This is a genomic window from Psychrosphaera sp., assembly GCF_982872775.1.
In genome coordinates this window covers 14444-33937 of sequence record NZ_CEYNSH010000034.1, presented here as the reverse complement: position 1 = coordinate 33937, position 19494 = coordinate 14444, and the positions used below count along the sequence as shown (strand labels likewise).

The following is a 19494-nucleotide window of genomic DNA, read 5'->3' as shown; positions in this document are numbered from 1 at the left end:
CTGAGCCAAACAACTTACTAAGTAACTGGTTAGCTACTACGCCACGAATACTAGTGGAATTGTCTGCTTCAAATCCCTTCACATAAAAATCGATACGCTCAAATGTTTGCGCAAATAGCTGTGCTACGGCTGATCTCGCTTGGTCATCAAATGCATCTATCTTCTTTCTTGTCGCGGTCCACTTGTCTCTGAGCGTCGGGTTCGATAAGTTTGATACGTAGTGCAACTCACCCTCTATTTTGGAGAGCTGTTTATCTAACAGTTCAATCTCAGATTCAAGCGCTCCCAATTTTTGAGTAAGAGACTTAATGATCCCGCCGCCCTGCTCTATAGCTTCAATAATATTGTCTAGGGCATTTTGCTTTTTCAAACGTTCATTGCTTAGCGAACTCTTTTTACGTAACAAAGCCTGAGCTTCATCAGTACCAGCTAATAGATCATTTAGCTGTAATTGGTCAGTACAAAACTCAAGTAATGCTTTTTCAACAGGTACAATTGTGACTGAGCTTCCGACTGGGCAGCCTCTTTCTGCATTATGCGAGGAGCATATTAAGCGACGGTGACCATCCGCCAGAGTTCCATCTTCTTTCATTCGGCTAACGTAATTTTGACCATTCATTGCCTTACCGCAATATCCACAGAACGCTATACCAATCCCCGTAAACAACCCAACAATTTCTTTTTGTGCACCACGCGAAACTCTTTTAGCAGCGCTATTTTGTAATCTGCTATATTCTTCACTAGTCAAAACTGCTGGGTAGTAGTCTCTCAGTACAAACTCTTCTCCCTTCGTTTTTACGATCTTAGTGCCGATTAACATGGGAGACTTTACAATACGATAAATACGCTCTGAATGAGGTAATTTGTCTGAAGGCGACAATCCCTCCTCTTTTAGCATATCAACTATTTTAGGGCCACCAATCCCTGACTGGTATAATTCAATGATCCTTTTAACCGCAGCAACGCGCTCAGGTATCAACTCAAAGCGATTGTCTACACGTCGGACCCAACCAGGGTCGTGTCCTTGGTTTATAAAGCCGCTTTCAACTATTGATGTCCACTTCTGACATTTTATCTTGATAGCGTCTTTTACCCGCCGGCTTTTGGTTTCACTTTCCTCATGCGCTCGTATCATGAACATAAGAGACATCATCAACTGCATTGGATTGTCACTTATCGATTCTTTGCTATATCGCTGTCCATCAGAAGCGGTTACGACAACGATTCCAGCCTGAACTATTTGCGTTAACAAAGCCATAGCATCCATAGGCTCTGTTCTAGTTAATCTGTCTAGCGCCTCAATAACCAAAAATGAGCCTTTAGCGACTTTCCCGTCTTCTACCGCGCGAAGAAAAACACCTAAAGCCCCTTTTTTGATATGCTGACTATGATAAGCACTTAACCCTTCGTCTTTTAAGCTTAATAGCTCATCGATCTCTAGGCCTACCTCATTAGCTGTTTTTTTAGCATAATCGGCTTGCCGCGCCACCGAAGTGCCCTTAGATTGCTTTTGATCTGAGAATCGTGTGTATGAGTACACGGCTGGTTTAGTTCGCATATAAATTTTTAGGTCTGTCACTACTTTACTTTCCAATATTTTACCTGAACAAAATGGTCATCAACAGAGGTAATGGGCGACTCTCCGGCTATAATTTGTATTCAGAACAATGTATAATCCGCGCCAATTTTAATTTGAGTGAATCTGTATGACCGTTAAGACCTTTGACCCGAAGCAAACCACTACCTTGGAAACACCAAGCAAAGTAATCGACCAACAACACAACCATAACTTGTCTGATGGAGTCGAATTTGAAATCGGTCACCGTATAGGATTCGTATCTTTGGGTTGTCCTAAAAATTTAGTCGACTCTGAACGCATTCTTACTCAACTAAGAACCGAGGGATACGAGGTTGTAAATACCTATCACGATTCTGACTTGGTTATCGTAAACACTTGTGGCTTTATAGATAGTGCCGTTCAAGAATCTCTTGATACGATTGGCGAAGCGCTTAAAGAAAATGGTCGCGTGATTGTAACCGGTTGTCTTGGTGTTAAAGACGATGAAATTCGTGAAGTTCACCCAAACGTACTAGCTGTAACAGGCCCACATGCCTATGAAGAAGTGTTAAACCAAGTACATGAATACCTTCCAAAACCACAGCACAATCCATTTGAAGATCTCATTCCAGATCACGGTGTAAAACTAACCCCTAAACACTTTGCTTACTTAAAAATATCAGAGGGATGTAATCACCGTTGTACATTCTGCATCATCCCATCGATGCGTGGTGATCTAGTTAGCCGCCCTATTGGCGACGTCTTATCCGAAGCAGAACGCTTAAAAGCTGCTGGTGTAAAAGAACTTCTGATCATTTCACAAGACACCAGTGCTTATGGTGTCGACGTAAAACACAAAATGGACTTCTGGAACGGTATGCCTGTTAAAACAGACATGAAGTCGCTTTGTGAAAAGCTAGGAGAGATGGGTCTGTGGGTACGATTACATTATGTGTATCCATACCCTTCTGTTGATAAAACAGTCCCATTGATGGCTGAAGGCAAAATACTTCCTTATTTAGATATTCCGTTTCAGCATGCAAGTCCAAAAGTATTAAAAGCCATGAAACGACCTGGCCAAGCAGAAAAGGTCTTAGAGCGTATAAACAAGTGGCGTGAATTATGTCCAGAAATTGTTATTCGTTCTACATTCATCGTTGGCTTTCCAGGTGAAACTGAAGAAGACTTTGAATTTCTTTTAGACTGGCTTGAAGAGGCACAATTAGACCGTGTCGGATGCTTCAAATACAGTCCTGTAGAAGGTGCAAAAGCCAATGAGCTTGGCAATGAAGTAAGCGAAGAAATTAAAGAACAACGTTATATACGCTTCATGGAAAAGCAACAAGACATTAGCACTCGTAAACTAAAAGCACGTGTTGGCACTCAAATGCAGGTCCTAATTGATGAAGTTGACGAAGAAGGTGCTATTGGACGTTGTTATGCCGATGCTCCAGAAATTGACGGAATGGTCTACCTTAATGGAGAGCACAACGTTAAAGCGGGTGATTTGGTCACTGTTTTGATCGAAGCTTCAGATGAATATGACCTTTGGGGTAGTGTCGTTTAAAATTGGGCCAATTAATAATTTGGCTTAATTTTACGGTTCTATTGTTAAATTAGATGCGTATAATGAATTTAATTTCGAGATAAAAAGAATAAAGTTATGAGCGAAAACGATCTTCAATTAAAAAATGCTGGCCTTAAAGTTACCTCTCCGCGTCTGAAAGTTTTAGAGGTAATGAAAAATCTCGAAGACAAACATATCAGTGCTGAAGACCTTTACAAAATCATGTTAGATCATGACGAAGAAATAGGTTTGGCGACCATTTATCGAGTTCTTAACCAATTCGATGATGCAGGCATCGTGACTCGTCACCATTTTGAAGGCGGCAAATCAGTCTTTGAACTTGCAAATTCTAAGCACCATGATCATTTAGTGTGTTTGACTTGCGGTAAGGTTATGGAATTTGCCGACGACATAATCGAAGAACGCCAAGAGCGAGTGGCGGAGAAGTTTGGTATCGAACTGACTCACCACAGTCTCTATTTATATGGTCACTGTAAAGAGCAATGCTCTAAGTAATTAGGCGTTATATTGATAAATAGAAAAAGGGCTCAATGCCCTTTTTTTGTATCTATTTTTTTATAAAGCGTTAACTTGCCTGTTTTAGATAAGGGTTGTTTAGACGCTCGTTACCGATAGTTGACGTCGGTCCATGCCCAGACAAAAATTGATAATCATCATCAAGCGTTAATAAGTTTGCTTTAATCGAAGCAATTAACGTATCAAAGTCACCTCTTGGGAAATCCGTACGACCAATACTACCATTAAATAAAACATCGCCTACCCAACACCATTTGTGTTTGTGGTTGATAAAAACAACATGACCCGGTGTATGGCCAGGACAAAAACGAACTTCTAATTCTATATTCCCGACGGTTACTTTATCCATATGTTCAAGCCAACGGTTAGGTTCAAACACCTTTGCTTCTGGAAACTGAAACATACGCGACTGGTCAGCTAATTTTTCAATCCAGAATAAGTCTTCTTTGTGTGGACCTTCTATTGGAAGGGAAAGACGCTTTGCCAAGTCGTGTGTGCCACCGGCATGGTCGATATGTGCATGGGTAATAATGATTTTTTCAGGAATAACACCAAGCGCATTTATTCGTTCTATAAGCCTGTCTACTTCGCCACCTGGATCAACAATTGCGGCCTTATTTGTTTCAGTGCAAATAATAAAACTACAGTTTTGCTGGAAAGGTGTGACTGGGAGTACTTCTATTTTCATTGTTTACCTTTCAATTGTCTTAGCGCTGCTCTAGTAGCGCATCATAACGATCGGATGTTTTTAGAGATTTTAACCCTTCATTAAACTTATTGATATAGTAGCTACAATTATTAAAAAATTTACCACATACTAAGTAATAAGGCTCTTTATGAATAACCTGGTTCTCAAGTAATTCAAGAGAATCTCGTTCTGTAGGAGATAAAAAAGTCAGTAAGTATTTAGCCATGGAACGTTCGATCAAAATGGCATCAAGATCTTTTGAAATAAGCTTTTTGATTGCTGAGTAGTCGGACAATGTTTTATCTGTATTTAAGTATTGAATATAAGAGTCGAACAATGTGCCATAGCTTTGAATATGAGATATACCAATTTTATATGGCCGTAATTGATCGAACCGTGTCCAATAAAACCGCACTTCTTTTCTAGCAAGAAATACATATTGGGCTTCATATAACGGCTGTGAAAATAACCACGACTTTTCTCTTTGCCGATTAATTTGCCACCAAAAAGACAGTACCTTTTCACTATCGATTGCTAACTTTGTTGTATGCCAGTCTCCTATTTTAAACTCAGTTTCTACATCAACTTCATTGTAAGCCTCTCTAACAATATTAGTTGCAACGCCTCCGATATTCGCCGAAGAATCGATTTCAGGTTTTTCAGTTACATATGGTGGTGCTAGCCCGACCTTGATTGTAATTGCTTTTTGCGTTGCAATTGCCGACCAGCTGCAAAAAGAAAATAGACATACTAAGAGACAAAGGCACTTCTCGATGTTATTTCGTATACCTTTGTAATTGAATGACCTAAAAAAAGTTTTCAATTTTTGTAAACTCACCTGTATAGTCAAAACGAGTTCATTACCCTGAATGTAAAGAATTAAAGGACAGCCTAAAACGTGTTGAATCAAAGCCCATTTTCATTGCCAAAACTCATTTATCACGCAGCCACAAGAAAAAAACACGACATTAGTGATTTTAAACCATTTTCAATAAAAGTCAGAAACTATTACCCAGCCAAAAATATGGTACACGAATTCGAAGAAATGTTTGGTGAGGTCAACGACAGTCCAGCGTTTATATTTAACGCGGCTTTCCCTATCGTTTTACAAACTTTAGTACAAAGTAGTATTCCAAGTGGCTTACTGGGACTAATTCATTTGGGTTCAGAGTTTACCATTCACAAACTACATAATTGGTTGTTGCCGACTGATTTAGAAGTTGTGTTAGAAGAAGCTGACGACACGTTAAAAGGGATCAAATACCAAATTACTACACGTGCTTACCAGTTTGGCCGGCTAACGATAGAAAACCAAAACTGGATGCTGGAGAAAAATAAATTCCACAAAAGTAAGTCCGTTGCTAGGCGCAAAACGGATTGGACAGAATTGACAAGTTTTGGATTAGACATATCTCAGGCTCGTCAATACGCTAAAGCTTCTTTGGATTACAACCCAATCCACATGAGTAACCAATTAGCCCGACTCTTTGGTTTACCCAAGGCATTGATTCACGGTATGTATAATGTCCATATGACAGTTAAAGCCTTGTCCGAGTTTGAGCAATTACTAAAAATTAACAAGTTATCTATTGAATTTAATAAACCATGTTACCTACCTAATAAGGTCAGTATTAGAATCGCCAACGAGCTGAATCATAGTATCCACAATTCAATAGTCGGTAATGATATCCGTTGTGGTTTATTCTCTAACGATGGGACACAGCGATTCCTAAAACTTGAGGCACAAAAAAAGGAAGCCTGAGCTTCCTTTTATACAAAATCAAAAATTTTGATTATGCAGCTAGTGCTTCGTTTGCTTTAGTAACTAAAACAGCGAAAGTAGCTTGGTCGTGAACAGCGATGTCCGCTAGGATCTTACGGTCAACTTCGATAGACGCCTTTTTCAAGCCGTTCATGAATTTGCTGTAAGACAAACCGTTTTGACGAGCCGCTGCGTTGATACGAGCAATCCACAATTGACGGAAAACACGTTTCTTTTGACGACGGTCACGGTATGCATATTGACCCGCTTTTGTTACAGCTTGGAATGCTACGCGATAAACACGTGAACGTGCACCGTAATAACCTTTAGCTGCCTTTAGTACTTTTTTGTGACTCTTACGAGCTTGTACACCACGTTTTACTCTTGCCATTGTTCAGTCTCCTCTCTTAAGCGCCAGCTAACATACGATCGATTAACGGCTTATCTACCGCTGCAACCATAAGCTTGCTACGTAAGTGACGTTTACGCTTAGAGCTCTTCTTAGTCAAAATGTGACGTAAGTGAGACTGTTTACGTTTGTAACCGCCTGAAGCGGTCTTTTTAAAGCGCTTTGCCGCGCCGCTATGAGTTTTCATTTTAGGCATTGCCTAGACTCCGCATTGTTAGAGTGTTTAAAAATAGTAATAAGGCGAGTTTCACTTAAAAAGCTACACTACTTTGAAGGCCCTAGTTACTTGCTATGTTAAGAGCTTATTTGCTCTTGTTTGGTGCGAGTACCATGATCATCTGTCTGCCTTCAGCACGTGAAGGGAAAGATTCGCACGTTGAAATGTCTTCTAAATCCGCTTTAACACGTTTTAACAGTTCAATGCCGATATCTTGATGAGCCATCTCTCGACCACGGAAGCGGATCGTGACTTTCGCCTTGTCTCCAGCTTCAATGAAGCGACGCAGGTTGCGTAGTTTTACCTGGTAGTCGCCTTCATCAGTTCCAGGACGGAATTTAATTTCCTTAACCTGAATCTGTTTTTGCTTCTTCTTTTGCTCTTTTTGAGCCTTGCTCTTTTCGTATAGGAATTTGCCGTAGTCCATCACCTTACAAACAGGAGGCTCTGCGTTTGGGCTGATCTCAACAAGATCCATACCCGCTTCACCCGCGGCATTTAAAGCTTCAGTGATACTTACAACACCTAAAGCTTCACCTTCCGAACCAACTAAACGCACTTCTTGTACGGTAATCTCTTCGTTTAACCTGTTTTGAGCGGCCTTCTGGCCACGTTTGTTTTGCGCTCTAATGGCAAAATCCTCCACAAAAATTAATAAATAAGTGCAGCCTTATGGTTTCAACTGCACTTGAGTATTTCTAACGGTCATTAACCGTAATTGCTAACCACTTCATCAAACAAAGTCACAAAGTCGTCAACTGGCATACTGCCCATGTCTTCACCTTTGCGTGTACGAACGGCCACTTGGCCTGTTTCTTTCTCTTTTTCACCCACAACTAACATGTATGGGATACGTTTGAGAGTGTGCTCGCGAATTTTAAAGCCTATCTTCTCATTTCTCAAGTCCGAAATGACTCTAACGCCCTTTTCTTTCAGATTTTGTTCAATATTTTTAACATATTCTGACTGGCTATCGGTAATATTCATGATTACAGCCTGTTTTGGTGCCAACCACGTCGGCAACAAACCTGCGTATTCTTCAATTAAAATACCGATAAAGCGTTCAAGTGAACCTAAAATTGCACGGTGAATCATTACAGGTGTGCGTCGCTCGTTATCTTCAGCAACGTAAGTTGCGCCTAAACGTCCAGGCATCGAGAAGTCAACCTGTACCGTACCACACTGCCAAGCTCGTCCTAAACAGTCATGTAACGTGAACTCGATTTTAGGACCGTAGAATGCACCTTCACCTGGCTGTAAGTCATATTCTAGCTCGTTAGATGCTAAGGCATCTGCCAACGCTTTCTCAGCTTTATCCCAAATCTCATCCGAACCAACACGTTTCTCTGGACGAGTAGACAGTTTAATACTTACATTTTCAAAACCGAACGTTTTATACGTATCAAAGACCATCTGAATACAACCGCTCACTTCTTCCTGAATTTGTTCTTCTGTACAGAAAATATGAGCATCATCCTGGGTAAAGCCACGAACACGCATCAGACCATGCAGTGCACCAGAAGGTTCATTACGGTGACAACAACCAAACTCTGCCATACGTAGTGGCAAATCACGGTAAGACTTAAGACCTTGATTAAAGATTTGAACGTGACCCGGGCAGTTCATTGGTTTAATTGCATATTCACGATTTTCCGAACTAGTCGTGAACATGTTTTCAGCGTACTTATCCCAGTGACCTGACTTTTCCCAAAGGCTGCGGTCCATCATTAATGGCCCTTTTACCTCGTCATAACCGTATTCAGTAAGTTTACGACGAACGAATCGCTCTAACTCAGTGTAAATTGCATAACCATCGTTGTGCCAGAAAACCATACCTGGCGCTTCTTCTTGCCAGTGGAAAAGATCCAACGCTTTACCAATTTTACGGTGATCACGTTTTTCAGCTTCTTCTAGACGCTTTAAATAGGCTTTTAATTGCTTTTTGTCTGCCCAAGCTGTGCCGTAAATACGCTGCAACATCTTGTTATCAGAATTACCACGCCAATAAGCACCAGCCACTTTCATCAGTTTAAAGTTGTGACAGAATTTCATGTTTGGCACATGAGGGCCACGACACATGTCGATATATTCTTCGTGATGATATAACCCTGGACGGTCATCTTTGTCGATGTTTTCGTCTAGAATTTCCATCTTGTAGGTTTCGCCACGCGCTTCAAATGCGTCGCGAGCTTCTTGCCAAGAAACGGTTTTCTTTACTACTTCATAGTTTCTTTTAGCTAATTCAAGCATGCGCTTTTCAATTGCTGCTAAATCATCCTGACTAAGAGATTGCTCCAAATCAACATCGTAATAAAAACCATTGTCGATAGTTGGACCAATGGCCATTTTACACTCAGGAAATAGCTGCTTAATCGCATGACCTAATAAGTGTGCACATGAGTGACGAATAATTTCTAAACCATCTTCATCTTTAGCAGTAATGATTTGCAATTGTGCGTCTTCGTTGATTTTTTCACATGCATCAACACGTTCACCATCAACAATACCAGCGATTGTGGCCTTGGCTAGACCAGGTCCAATATCAGCTGCGACATCTAAAACAGAAACAGGGTTGTCGAAAGATCTTTGACTACCGTCAGGAAGAGTAATTACAGGCATTTTATTTCCTTAGTACAGTGGCGGCGCCTACGATGCGTCGCATATACTTCTAATGATTAAAAATTGGTGGAATAAACTACACTTAAAACGGTTACCATCCGTTTAAAATTATGCAGTCAACTCTCACTTAATATATGAGCGGTGAATGTTATTTTATATTAATAAAAATCACAAGCGCGTTTAGTAAAACACTGCTTTTAGCCTAACTTTTAACGCTTGACGAGAAAGCATTAGTATATCAGCCTTACACTAATCAAAAACTCAAAGTATTATTTACTGGTATGTCAAAAGATTATAAAAAAGTCGCTCTAGTAACGGGCGCAGCAAAACGCATTGGTAAAAACACCGCAGTTACGCTTCACGAGGCCGGTTATAGAGTGATTATTCATTGCAACAATTCAACTAAAGAAGCCAGTGAACTTTGTAATGAACTTAATGATATAGCACCAGATTCTGCTGCGTTTGTGACAGCAGATTTAACTGTTACTGAAGAAGTGAACAAACTGGCCGTTAAGGCAAAATCGACTTTTGGTCGAATAGATGTGTTAGTTAACAATGCGAGCAGTTTTTATCCGACAGAAGTTAGTACTGTTAACGAAGCGGTTTGGGATGATTTATTTGGAACTAATTTGAAAGCCCCTTTTTTTCTTATTCAGGGACTTTTAAGTGCGCTTGAAGAAACAAATGGTTGTGTTATCAATATGGTAGATATTCACGCTGATCGACCATTAAAGTCTTATCCTATCTATTGTATGGCTAAAGCAGGATTAGTCATGTTAACAAAGTCGCTTTCTAGAGAATTAGCGCCTAAAATTAGGGTCAATGGTATTGCTCCTGGAGCGATACTTTGGCATGAAAATGAGTTGTCCGAACAGGACAAAAATCAGGTATTAAGTGAAATTGGGTTACAGAGGCTAGGCACCCCACAAGATATTGCACAAGCTATCTTATATATGTGTAATGCCCCATACGTTACAGGTCAAATTTTGGCAATAGATGGAGGCAGAAGTGTAAATGGCGGTGCCAAAGCGTAAGTAGAGGTAGGCTAATGGATACATTTACAAAAACAGTCGATTGCCCACACTGCGGGCACCATGTTCGGTTTGAATTCGATCCCACCAATGGCGACCAAGATTATTATGAAGATTGCGCAGCCTGTTGCAACGCAATCCATTTTAATATTCACCTAGATGAAGTTAGGCTCAAAGTAGAATTAAAAGTCGACGCAGACGACGAACAAATATACTGAGCCTCACGACTCACTAATTGGGAAGCGCCCCTTTTAGTGTTTTAAGATATCTCTCTACCGTTTGAACGGTAGTGTAAGTCTGCTGATCAACTTCGATGTTAATTAGGTCCCCTATTTGGTAGTCACCTAGATTCGTTATGTTTAACGTTTCAGGAATCAAGTGTAAGTTGAATGTATTTTTCGTAACATCACCTACCGTTAAACTACACCCATTAACTGCTACAAAACCTTTATGTAACACATATTTCATCCATTCGGGTTTAAGTTCCAGGGTCATTATCCAATTTTTATCGACCGCTTCACTTTTAACTAACGTTGCAGTGTCATGGATGTGCCCTGAAACAATATGACCACCAATTTCAGTTCCAAATGTGACAGAACGTTCGAAATTTACACGGCTCCCCTGATTTAACTGGCCTAAGTTAGTTTTTTGTAACGATTCGTCAATAACGTCGAAATAAACTTGACCAACCACATCATTTATCTGAGTTTCGAACTTTGTCACTGTTAGACAGCAACCATTTATCGCGATACTCGCACCTATAGTAAGTCTTTCAAGGTGCTCTTTACCCACTGAAAGACAAATCGTTTTAAAACTATGATCTCCAGTAATACTGACCACTGTCGCTTTAGTCTGAACAATTCCCGTAAACATAGTGCTTCCTAATTTTTATTCTTAACCGCATTATATACGGACTAAAGGATTGTTAGACTCTTTTCCTTCGAAAATAATCTAATTTAGTAGATAAACTATTCAATAGATTACAAAAATTAATCAACCAAACCAAATTTGATGAATCATTAAGCAGTCAAAGCAATATTTAGGAAAAACGGCTTGCTTTTTAGATCCGCCCTGATAATATTCCTCTCGTCCTCGGGATACAACCGTAGCTCAGCTGGTTAGAGCACCACCTTGACATGGTGGGGGTCGGTGGTTCGAATCCACTCGGTTGTACCAATCTTTTCAAGCCCTCATTATTATCTTATTAAAACTAATCGAAACTAAAGTTTACTCATCTAAACGATCGTTAATTATTCTCAATAAAAGATTGCTAGAAGCCTGCCCTACTATTTTGTAATCGTCCGTACCATCAGCCTGCACTTCGTCACAAAAAAACATCCGATAATGCTTTTTTCGATACTCGCTCTTATTACCACATTTGTAAAACTGCTATATGTGAGCTATTTGTTAATAGTTGATGTTTAACTTAAATCGTTTTTCCCATACCCGTATACGAGCGTTTAATGAGAGATGGTAAGCAATTAAAATGTTTTAAAAAAGCCGTATTTATCGGCTTATTCATAGCGTTTGGGGTATCTTTTAGCCTTTTGGGCAAAACGAATTTAAGAGTGGTAACTGAGCATCTTCCTCCATTTCAAGTCAGTAACGAAAACGGTGAAGCCTCTGGTATCGTTTTAGACCAAATTAAATTCATTCTTAATAACATTTCGCCACAAACCGAAATTGAAGTTATGCCTTGGACTAATGCTTATCAGATAGCATTAAACCGCCCTAATACTGTGATTTTTTCTTTGATCCGCACTCCGGAACGAGAGTCTAAATTCATTTGGATTAGCAAACTCATCAATGTAAAAACCATTTTGATCGCTTTAAATTCTTCAACAGCAGAATATACAACTCAATTATCTAATTTAAAAAACCTGAAAGTTGGCGTAAAAGCGAATGATGCGGTGGGGCAAGAGCTTATAAAGAATGGATTTAGTTTTGATAAAAACCTGATTGAAATAATCGATACGAGTTCATCAATCAAAATGCTTCTGAAAAAAAGATTCGACCTCGTTCCTGCAAACCGGTTTATGCTGGACTATTATTGTTCCATAAATGATTGCCACACCACGTCTTTTAAAGAGGTCTATGTGTTTGATGAACTGGATCAGGATTTTTATTTAGCAGTCAGTCTAGGTACAGAACCTAGTATCATTAAACAATTAAGAGAAGAGCTTTCAACCTTAAAGTTGCCCATAGAAGCGAAGGCGGGTCATTAAAAATTTTAAAAATGATAAAGGTAATATCACCAAAAATTAGGTTTTAAATATGAAATATATCTGGATTCACAAGGCTAATAATATGTTTAAGTATGTATTATTAAGTCAGGTCTTAATTTCTCTTTTAATTGCATATTTTACAGATACTTGGGCAGTGGCTATCACCATCTCCTTTATCACGGTTGCCTTGCCTTTATATTTCATTTTCACTCGACCTTTACATTACATAACTCGACATTCTGTGGCGATTGCTATTCAGATTTTAACTGCATTACATATCCAGCAAACTCAAGGTCTTGTTGAAATGCATTTTGAAATCTTTTGTGTTTTAGCCTTTTTAACCACTTATAAAGACTGGCGAGTCATTGTTACAAGTGTGGTGGTAGTTGCAGTACACCATGTAATGTTCTTTCTTCTTCAAGCTAATGGCTACCCTATTTATATTTTTCAAGAAAACTATGTATTAGTGTACATACTACTCATTCACGCGTTTTTTGCTGTGGCAGAAGGAGGAGTTTTGGCTTACATAAGTGCCAAGGCATTTGATGAAGCGCGCACCGCCGAAACCATCCAAGTTAAAATCCACGAGGTGCTGAAAAGCGATGAGAAATTGGATTTAACCGTAGAGCTAGATGAAAAGAATAAAACCATGGAAGAATTCAATCGCTTAATTTTTTCATTTAATCATCTAACGTCGAGCTCAAAAGAATTGTCGAATAACATTCTAGATTTATCTCATAACGTAGACTCAATAACCTACAAAATTACAGATGCAACCCAAGCGAATGGTGTCCAGATAGACTTGATCACTGAAGCAACACAACAAATGACATCAGCTAATGTAGACATTGCTGACAGATCTAATAATGTAAACATGTTAGCAGAGACAGCAACCAATAAGACTAGTGAAGCCAAACAAATTATCCAGTCTTCAAATAACAACATCACTACCTTAAAAAATGGTTTATCTGACACCTCGGCTACTATCGACGAGCTAGCGCAAAAGTGCAGTTCTATTGAAGCTGCAATGTCATCTATTAAATCAATTTCCGAGCAGACTAATCTATTAGCCTTGAATGCCGCTATCGAATCAGCCAGAGCAGGCGATCACGGTCGAGGTTTTGCCGTGGTAGCAGATGAAGTAAGACAGCTTGCTATGCACACAGGTAAAAATGCTGAAGAGATAAGTGAAATTACCACTTCGCTGATCACCGATGTAACAAAGTCCGTTGAACAAATGGAACAATGTTTAAACAATGCCACTGAAGCAACAGAGTCTTCAATAAAAGCATGTGACATTATCGATAAAGTTTTAGAAGATATTAGTGCCGTATCGGAAAATATTGCCTCCGTTGCGACAGCTGCAGAACAGCAGTCTTTAGTTTCTGAAAATATTACTCAATCTACGGTTTCACTCAACAACACTGCTGGTTCACTTGCGTCGTTGGTTGATCAAGCGCACGGAAGTATTAGTCAACTAAATGAGAACATTTCTAAACTAAATAACGAGTTAGAAAAATTTGTAGTTTAATTTTTTAGCAGTAGGTCGATATTTTGAAGTTATTAATTGCCTTGATTGTATGGTTAAGCATGCTTGTCGGCCTTTTGTGGTATTCGGGAAGTGGCCAATTGAGTCATTTCTCACCTGACTCTAAACCAATTAATTTATTAAAAATAAATCAAAAACTAGCGTCAATAAAACCTACTGGAGAAAACCTATTAATTCATATATTTGAATCAAAATGTCGTTGTAACCTTGTCGCCGAGCCACACATTCAATCCGTAAAAAAACTAGCAAAAACTCACGACTTTAAAAACCTCCAGGTTAATATCTCAGAACAACCTAGCTGGCGTGCCATTATTCCAAGTACACCGGCAGTAATAGCGATAAAAGACAATCGTATTGTTTACGTCGGGCCCTACTCTACCGGCTTTTCTTGCTTACCTGGTGATGGTCTAATAGAGCCCTTTATTATAAAACCTAGTTTGTATCCAGTTGTCAAAAGTGATGGGTTTGGTTGTTACTGTAATAACAACATTTAAAAAACAAAAAAGTGCTTTCCAGGTTTTAATTTAGCCTTTTCACCTAATTCCTTAACTCTGAAGTAGTCAAACTCTTCCAATAAGAAACTATGTTTTTGGAAATAAAATGGTTCGGTTATATCCATAATCAATGTGACTTCATATTCTTTCAATTGAGATAGGATAGGAAACCGTTTACTGCAAAACAAAAAAGAAGGTGGGGTCAGTACATAAATACATTTGTTTACACTCATTGTATTTCTTCTAATGTAATTATTGAACAACCCCAATAATCGCTCAGATGAGAAAGCGTCTAATTGTATAACAATGTTTTGCCCGTGACGTTTATCTATAATAATTTGCGTAATTGACTTAAGTAATTCATTGCAGGCTAAGTACTCAGCGCCTATTAGCTTGGTAGAATCAAGAAACTTTTTTATTGACAAATCTTCGTAATTACCTTTTACGTAGGGTAGTAGAAGTGCATCAACCTCACCAAATTCGCCTTTTACCTCTTTAAATACCACACCTAACTCTCTAAGCTCTAATTGGCGCTGAATACCATCGGTTGTTTGTTTAAACTTCTTATAGTTTTCTCTAGCTGCTTTATCAAAAAACTTTACGTTTGAATTAGTAGTTTGTGAAGAAAGAAAAGCCCTGTAACTATCCAATTCGGAGGACTCTATATTTTCAGCTTTAAGCGGAATTACAAAGGCATCTAAGTAACTTAGCTTACTATCATGAGGGGTTTGATCTTTATCCTCGATGAAGAGTTTTGACAGAGTGTCGCTTAGCAAAAAGTCATCGTTACTCTGGATAATGTACATTAAAGTATCATCATTATAATAAAATGCGTCCTCTCCTGTCTGCTTTTCACTAACATCAAGCAACATCAAGTCTTTCTTCAGCTCTGTTGAAATATTCTTACCAATCTCTTGATAGAACTGTTCATAATCTTTTCGTGTCGCGGTAAATGTATTTGACCTGATTTTGTCAATTGAAACCAATAATACGGTATGCGTTTTATCTTCTAGGCTTTTATTTGATAAAAGATAGTTTATTGCGTTAACGTTTGGTAGCCCAGTACCTAAGTGGTGAGTGTTAGCGTAAAACAAAGCTTCCTCACGCATACGAAGCCTTTGTGCCAAAGCAAGGCTGATAAACATTACTTCAAAAAGAACCCCTAACATTGTGGAATGTCTAGTCCAGAAAGAATATTCAATATGCCCAAGCATCAACATCGAGCCAAAAGCGGCACTAATTAGCAATGGAAACCAAGACAATATATAAAAGTTGGTCCACCGAATATTAACAAATGCTTTACTAATAACCATGGCCACACACAGTACATAAATTAACGACTGTAGGGGGAAGAATACATTTGCAGATTGGTATTCTTTCAAAAATAACGAAGTTACCGATAATAATCCCATGGAAATTACAGCTAACCTGGTGACAATTCTAAGTTTATCCTTTTTAACTTTTTGGACGTTTAAGAAATAGTAAGTAAAAAGAGTGAGGCAAATTCCCAGCCAATAATATAAAAAGATTAGATTTGTACTAAAAAATGCCATAACACCGGTTGGAAAAATAAACCAGCCAAAACCATGTAACACGGATAGAACTATTAGAAAGAGAACTACATAGCTAACATAAATTAAGTATAAGTACTCTTTGCTACCCGCATATAAGACTAAATTATAGGCACTTATTAAAATTGTAATTCCTATAAAAATCCCCCAAATAAGAAAAATAGCATTTTTATATCGTGCAAATTTTTCTTTTTCAAAAATTAACAAAGGGAAGTTGGGGGAACCGAGCGTTTTTGTTCTAATCAAAACTTCTGTTGAATGATTGGGTAATAACTTAAGCTCAAAATTGGGTGTGGCTTTTAAATTGTTAGGCGAGGACCGATGATCTCCCTGTTTCGAAAATAACTCGAGGCCATTACCAACGGTAAACACATCAATTTCATCCAACATGGGGTTATCGATATAGAAAACCATTTCCTTTTTATTTAACGTATGATTATCTAGCTTTATCAAATACCAGTTATTTGATTCACCAAAAGGAACATTTTTGATAGCGCCGGTGTAATTTTCTTGCCTCCTTAGAACATTCAAGGCTTCTGCCGCAGTCATTTCATTGAACTCTTTTACACCTTTTATTGGTAAGGAACTCTCTTTAAATTGTTTAAATTCATAATTAATTTCAAAATTATTCTTTGATAAATTTAAAGATAAAATACTATTCAATGACGACTTAAGTGAAACAAGTGCAATTAAAACAGTACTCAATGCAAATAAAACAATGACTCGACTGAGGTGTCTTTTAATTTTCATAAGAAGTCCCTGACTTGATACTACCCTTTTCCATTAACCTGTCTAATTGATGAATAGTCAGGGCTTTACATGGACTCTTGATTAGGTAATCTTTGTTCAAGGTTACCGGAATAAATTTTGTGGTACTTGCATTAACAATTAGATTGCAATTTAGGCGACTCAAAATTTTAACATACAAATCTATGATCCATGGGATGTCTTTGTCCTGTTTGTTTTTCTCTAATAATTGACTTTCAATCTCCAAATAGTCGAACTTAAAATTTGGCAAACTAAATAAACCATCAATATCGCCTTTTAGTCTACATAAATTAAATTGAAATCCCGCTTTCGCTAGTTCATTCACTAATTTTTTTTGCAGGTACGTTTGTGGGATCATATTTAGGTTAATTAAAAACGCTTGTGGACTAACCCCATATTCATTACAAGTATTAAGTAAATCATTAACCAAATTAGATGTCTGAAATGCAGTTTCAGAAATCACAAAAGATATAAAGGTTGGTGCTTGAGCTAATTGGTTAACTAACTCACAGCATACTTCAAAATTATAAAGCACGAGGTGTGATGCTAAACCAGAGTCTTCGGCTATATGTATATATTCGAAGGGTAAAAGGCAACCGTAGATTTCACTTTTAAGCTCTAATATTGGGTTGATACCAATAACGTTATTAGAAGATTTATCAGTAATTATATTATAACTAACATTAAACCTTTTGAATTCTAGGGCAGATTTCAATTCGGATGCAACATGAAGTTTATTTACCACCTTTTTACTACTATCAGGAATATAAAAATGTATTTTATCTTTTACCCCCGCAGCAATATCTGCAGCTCTAATTGAATTATTAATCAAAGAATTAGGTTCATTATTACAATCCTTAAATGAAGCAACACCTACTGTATAAGGCAAATAAAAAGGAACTCCATCGATTCGGCAGTTAATAGGCGAATATTCAGCAATACTGTTCAAAGTCTTTTTGAGTAAAGCATCATCATTGCTTAAGACTAAAAAAGCGATAGTGCCCTCTCTTACAATTGCAAAATTCTTAAACTTCGCTACTGCCTCTAATTCCAATAATAATAAGTTTAACGTAGCTAAGTCTTTTATTTCTTCAATAAAGCTAAAAACCAATTTCTTTAATTGGACTTCATTTAAGTATGGTGTAATTGAATGGTATTTCTTTATATCTATTGAAACTAAAGTTAGGTCATGGGTACTTTTATTATTTTGAATATAGTTGTTTATGCTGTTAACGATAATTGTCGAATTTGCTATTCCAAGTGTAGGGTGATGTGAGGCTTGAAATAAACGCTCTTGCTCACTAATCCTTAACCGCTCTGCCAATGCTAGACTTATTAAAGACATCTCTAACATCACACCAATTAATGCCGCATGACGTGTCCAAAACTCATACTGCAAAACACCCATAAACATAAGTGAGCCAACCGCAGCACCAGCAAATAGCGGTAGCCATGAAATTATGTAGAATTTAGTCCAGCGTAATCGTTCTTTAAACCTAGATACCATCAAACTAATGACGAGACCGTATGTGATCAGCTGTAAGAAGAAGAAAATTACAGCCGCATTTGATTCGGACAAGAATATGAAAACCAACGCAAAAGCAAGCAGGATAAAACTAAATAATTTTACACACCTTACCAATGTACTGCGATTCAGGTTTTCGTACTTTAGAAATCTGACAGCAAACCTAAGGGTGAAAAAGCTTATTATTGCGTTGAGTACATTGATGTTTTTAGACAACAAATGATAAAGCGTTTCAGGAACTAAGAACGCTGCAAAGCCATGCAAAACGCCTAGCTCGAGAGTAAAAAATACTACATAACCAATATAAAATAAGTAAAGATTATCTTTTGAGCCAAAATATAAAACTAAATTATAAACTGTCATCACACAGGCGATACCTATGAATGCGCCCCAAATCAAAAGTATTGCAGTTTTATAACGTTCATAATCTGTACGCTCAAACAATATCATTGGCAGAAAAGCACTGCCGGTTGTATTCGTTGCAATTAAGAATGACTTTGAATCATTGGGTTCGATATAAAATGAGATTTTGGGGATGGCACTTTTTGAGGGGTTATTAAGACTCGCTGTGTCACCTAACTTTTCTATTAATATAGGCTTCTTATCTAAGACTTCGTAAACACGGATGCTATCCATCATTGGATTATCCATGAACAATACATAGTCCTTCTTCACATTTGATTTGTTTTTAATTTCATAACGATAAAAGTATTGGTTGGCACTAAAGCCCCAATTTATTGTATCGCTAAACTGGGAAAATTGGGCCTCCATAACTGAGTCTTCAAGCAAACTATTGGATTCATCGACATAAACACTTTTATTAACTTCAGTAAACAGCGAATTCTGCCCGATCGCAAGGCTGTTTATCTGGTTATAGTTATTAACACTACCAAAAAGAAATGTGAGTAGTGGAAACAAAATAACCAAACCAAAGAAATATTCTGGTCTTTTTAGCAAAACACACTCCAAAAACG

Annotated in this window: 18 protein-coding genes and 1 tRNA gene; 9 read left to right on the top strand and 10 right to left on the bottom strand. The window is 38.0% G+C overall.

Going from position 1 to position 19494, the window contains the following annotated elements:
• On the bottom strand, window positions 1-1594 hold a 1594-nt coding region (locus AC4E96_RS10505; RefSeq protein ID WP_490255782.1), incomplete at its 3' end, for a recombinase family protein.
• Between the two features lie 112 nt (window positions 1595-1706).
• Between AC4E96_RS10505 and rimO the strand changes: the two genes are divergently transcribed.
• Both rimO and fur read left to right on the top strand, forming a co-directional pair.
• Window positions 1707-3125, top strand: coding sequence for a 30S ribosomal protein S12 methylthiotransferase RimO (gene rimO / locus AC4E96_RS10500; RefSeq protein WP_490255781.1), 1419 nt, complete (start codon window positions 1707-1709; stop codon window positions 3123-3125).
• Window positions 3126-3221: 96 nt separating this feature from the next.
• Window positions 3222-3641: a ferric iron uptake transcriptional regulator gene (gene fur, locus AC4E96_RS10495; RefSeq protein WP_488032292.1), complete on the top strand. Its 420-nt coding sequence runs from the start codon at window positions 3222-3224 to the stop codon at window positions 3639-3641.
• 70 nt (window positions 3642-3711) lie between these two features.
• Here fur and AC4E96_RS10490 read toward each other — a convergent pair whose 3' ends face one another.
• A complete protein-coding gene (locus tag AC4E96_RS10490; RefSeq protein WP_488032291.1) occupies window positions 3712-4350 on the bottom strand; it encodes an MBL fold metallo-hydrolase in 639 nt (212 codons plus the stop codon).
• A gap of 19 nt (window positions 4351-4369) precedes the next feature.
• The gene (locus AC4E96_RS10485) at window positions 4370-5260 is read right to left on the bottom strand and encodes a substrate-binding periplasmic protein (RefSeq protein WP_490255780.1); all 891 of its coding nucleotides are present in this window, start codon (window positions 5258-5260) and stop codon (window positions 4370-4372) included.
• Here AC4E96_RS10485 and AC4E96_RS10480 point away from each other — a divergent pair.
• A complete protein-coding gene (locus tag AC4E96_RS10480; RefSeq protein ID WP_488032289.1) occupies window positions 5249-6112 on the top strand; it encodes a MaoC/PaaZ C-terminal domain-containing protein in 864 nt (287 codons plus the stop codon). The two genes, AC4E96_RS10485 and AC4E96_RS10480, sit on opposite strands and share 12 nt — an antisense overlap.
• A 31-nt stretch (window positions 6113-6143) precedes the next feature.
• Here AC4E96_RS10480 and rplT read toward each other — a convergent pair whose 3' ends face one another.
• The 4 genes from rplT to thrS all read right to left on the bottom strand — a co-directional run bounded on the left by rplT (window position 6144) and on the right by thrS (window position 9357).
• The gene (rplT, locus tag AC4E96_RS10475; protein WP_208832356.1) at window positions 6144-6503 is read right to left on the bottom strand and encodes a 50S ribosomal protein L20; all 360 of its coding nucleotides are present in this window, start codon (window positions 6501-6503) and stop codon (window positions 6144-6146) included.
• A 16-nt stretch (window positions 6504-6519) separates the two neighbouring features.
• Window positions 6520-6717, bottom strand: coding sequence for a 50S ribosomal protein L35 (gene rpmI, locus AC4E96_RS10470; RefSeq protein ID WP_208832357.1), 198 nt, complete (start codon window positions 6715-6717; stop codon window positions 6520-6522).
• 106 nt (window positions 6718-6823) lie between these two features.
• The gene (gene infC, locus AC4E96_RS10465) at window positions 6824-7384 is read right to left on the bottom strand and encodes a translation initiation factor IF-3 (protein WP_488032288.1); all 561 of its coding nucleotides are present in this window, start codon (window positions 7382-7384) and stop codon (window positions 6824-6826) included.
• Window positions 7385-7446: 62 nt separating this feature from the next.
• Complete coding sequence (gene thrS, locus AC4E96_RS10460; protein ID WP_490255779.1) at window positions 7447-9357, bottom strand: threonine--tRNA ligase; 1911 nt, start codon at window positions 9355-9357, stop codon at window positions 7447-7449.
• Between the two features lie 281 nt (window positions 9358-9638).
• On the opposite strand from thrS, the gene AC4E96_RS10455 reads away from it, so the two are divergent.
• Window positions 9639-10391, top strand: a complete 753-nt coding sequence (locus AC4E96_RS10455; RefSeq protein WP_490255778.1) for a pteridine reductase — start codon at window positions 9639-9641, stop codon at window positions 10389-10391.
• 14 nt (window positions 10392-10405) lie between these two features.
• Window positions 10406-10606 (top strand): CPXCG motif-containing cysteine-rich protein, encoded by a 201-nt coding sequence (locus AC4E96_RS10450; protein ID WP_488032285.1) that lies wholly within the window; start codon window positions 10406-10408, stop codon window positions 10604-10606.
• 13 nt (window positions 10607-10619) lie between these two features.
• On the opposite strand, the gene AC4E96_RS10445 is transcribed toward AC4E96_RS10450, so the two are convergent.
• Window positions 10620-11261 (bottom strand): riboflavin synthase subunit alpha, encoded by a 642-nt coding sequence (locus AC4E96_RS10445; RefSeq protein ID WP_490255777.1) that lies wholly within the window; start codon window positions 11259-11261, stop codon window positions 10620-10622.
• Between the two features lie 226 nt (window positions 11262-11487).
• Here AC4E96_RS10445 and AC4E96_RS10440 point away from each other — a divergent pair.
• From AC4E96_RS10440 to AC4E96_RS10425, 4 genes are all read left to right on the top strand, one after another.
• Window positions 11488-11564, top strand: a tRNA-Val gene (locus AC4E96_RS10440).
• A gap of 287 nt (window positions 11565-11851) precedes the next feature.
• Window positions 11852-12613, top strand: a complete 762-nt coding sequence (locus AC4E96_RS10435; protein ID WP_490255776.1) for a substrate-binding periplasmic protein — start codon at window positions 11852-11854, stop codon at window positions 12611-12613.
• A gap of 82 nt (window positions 12614-12695) precedes the next feature.
• The gene (locus AC4E96_RS10430; protein ID WP_490255775.1) at window positions 12696-14144 is read left to right on the top strand and encodes a methyl-accepting chemotaxis protein; all 1449 of its coding nucleotides are present in this window, start codon (window positions 12696-12698) and stop codon (window positions 14142-14144) included.
• A 23-nt stretch (window positions 14145-14167) separates the two neighbouring features.
• Complete coding sequence (locus tag AC4E96_RS10425; RefSeq protein ID WP_490255774.1) at window positions 14168-14656, top strand: DUF6436 domain-containing protein; 489 nt, start codon at window positions 14168-14170, stop codon at window positions 14654-14656.
• Here AC4E96_RS10425 and AC4E96_RS10420 read toward each other — a convergent pair.
• The gene (locus AC4E96_RS10420; protein ID WP_490255773.1) at window positions 14653-16977 is read right to left on the bottom strand and encodes a 7TMR-DISM family protein; all 2325 of its coding nucleotides are present in this window, start codon (window positions 16975-16977) and stop codon (window positions 14653-14655) included. The two genes, AC4E96_RS10425 and AC4E96_RS10420, sit on opposite strands and share 4 nt — an antisense overlap.
• On the bottom strand, window positions 16967-19477 hold the full coding sequence (locus AC4E96_RS10415; protein ID WP_490255772.1) for a 7TM diverse intracellular signaling domain-containing protein: 2511 nt from the start codon (window positions 19475-19477) through the stop codon (window positions 16967-16969). The genes AC4E96_RS10420 and AC4E96_RS10415 overlap by 11 nt, the downstream gene beginning before the upstream one ends.
• Between the last annotated feature and the right edge of the window lie 17 nt (window positions 19478-19494).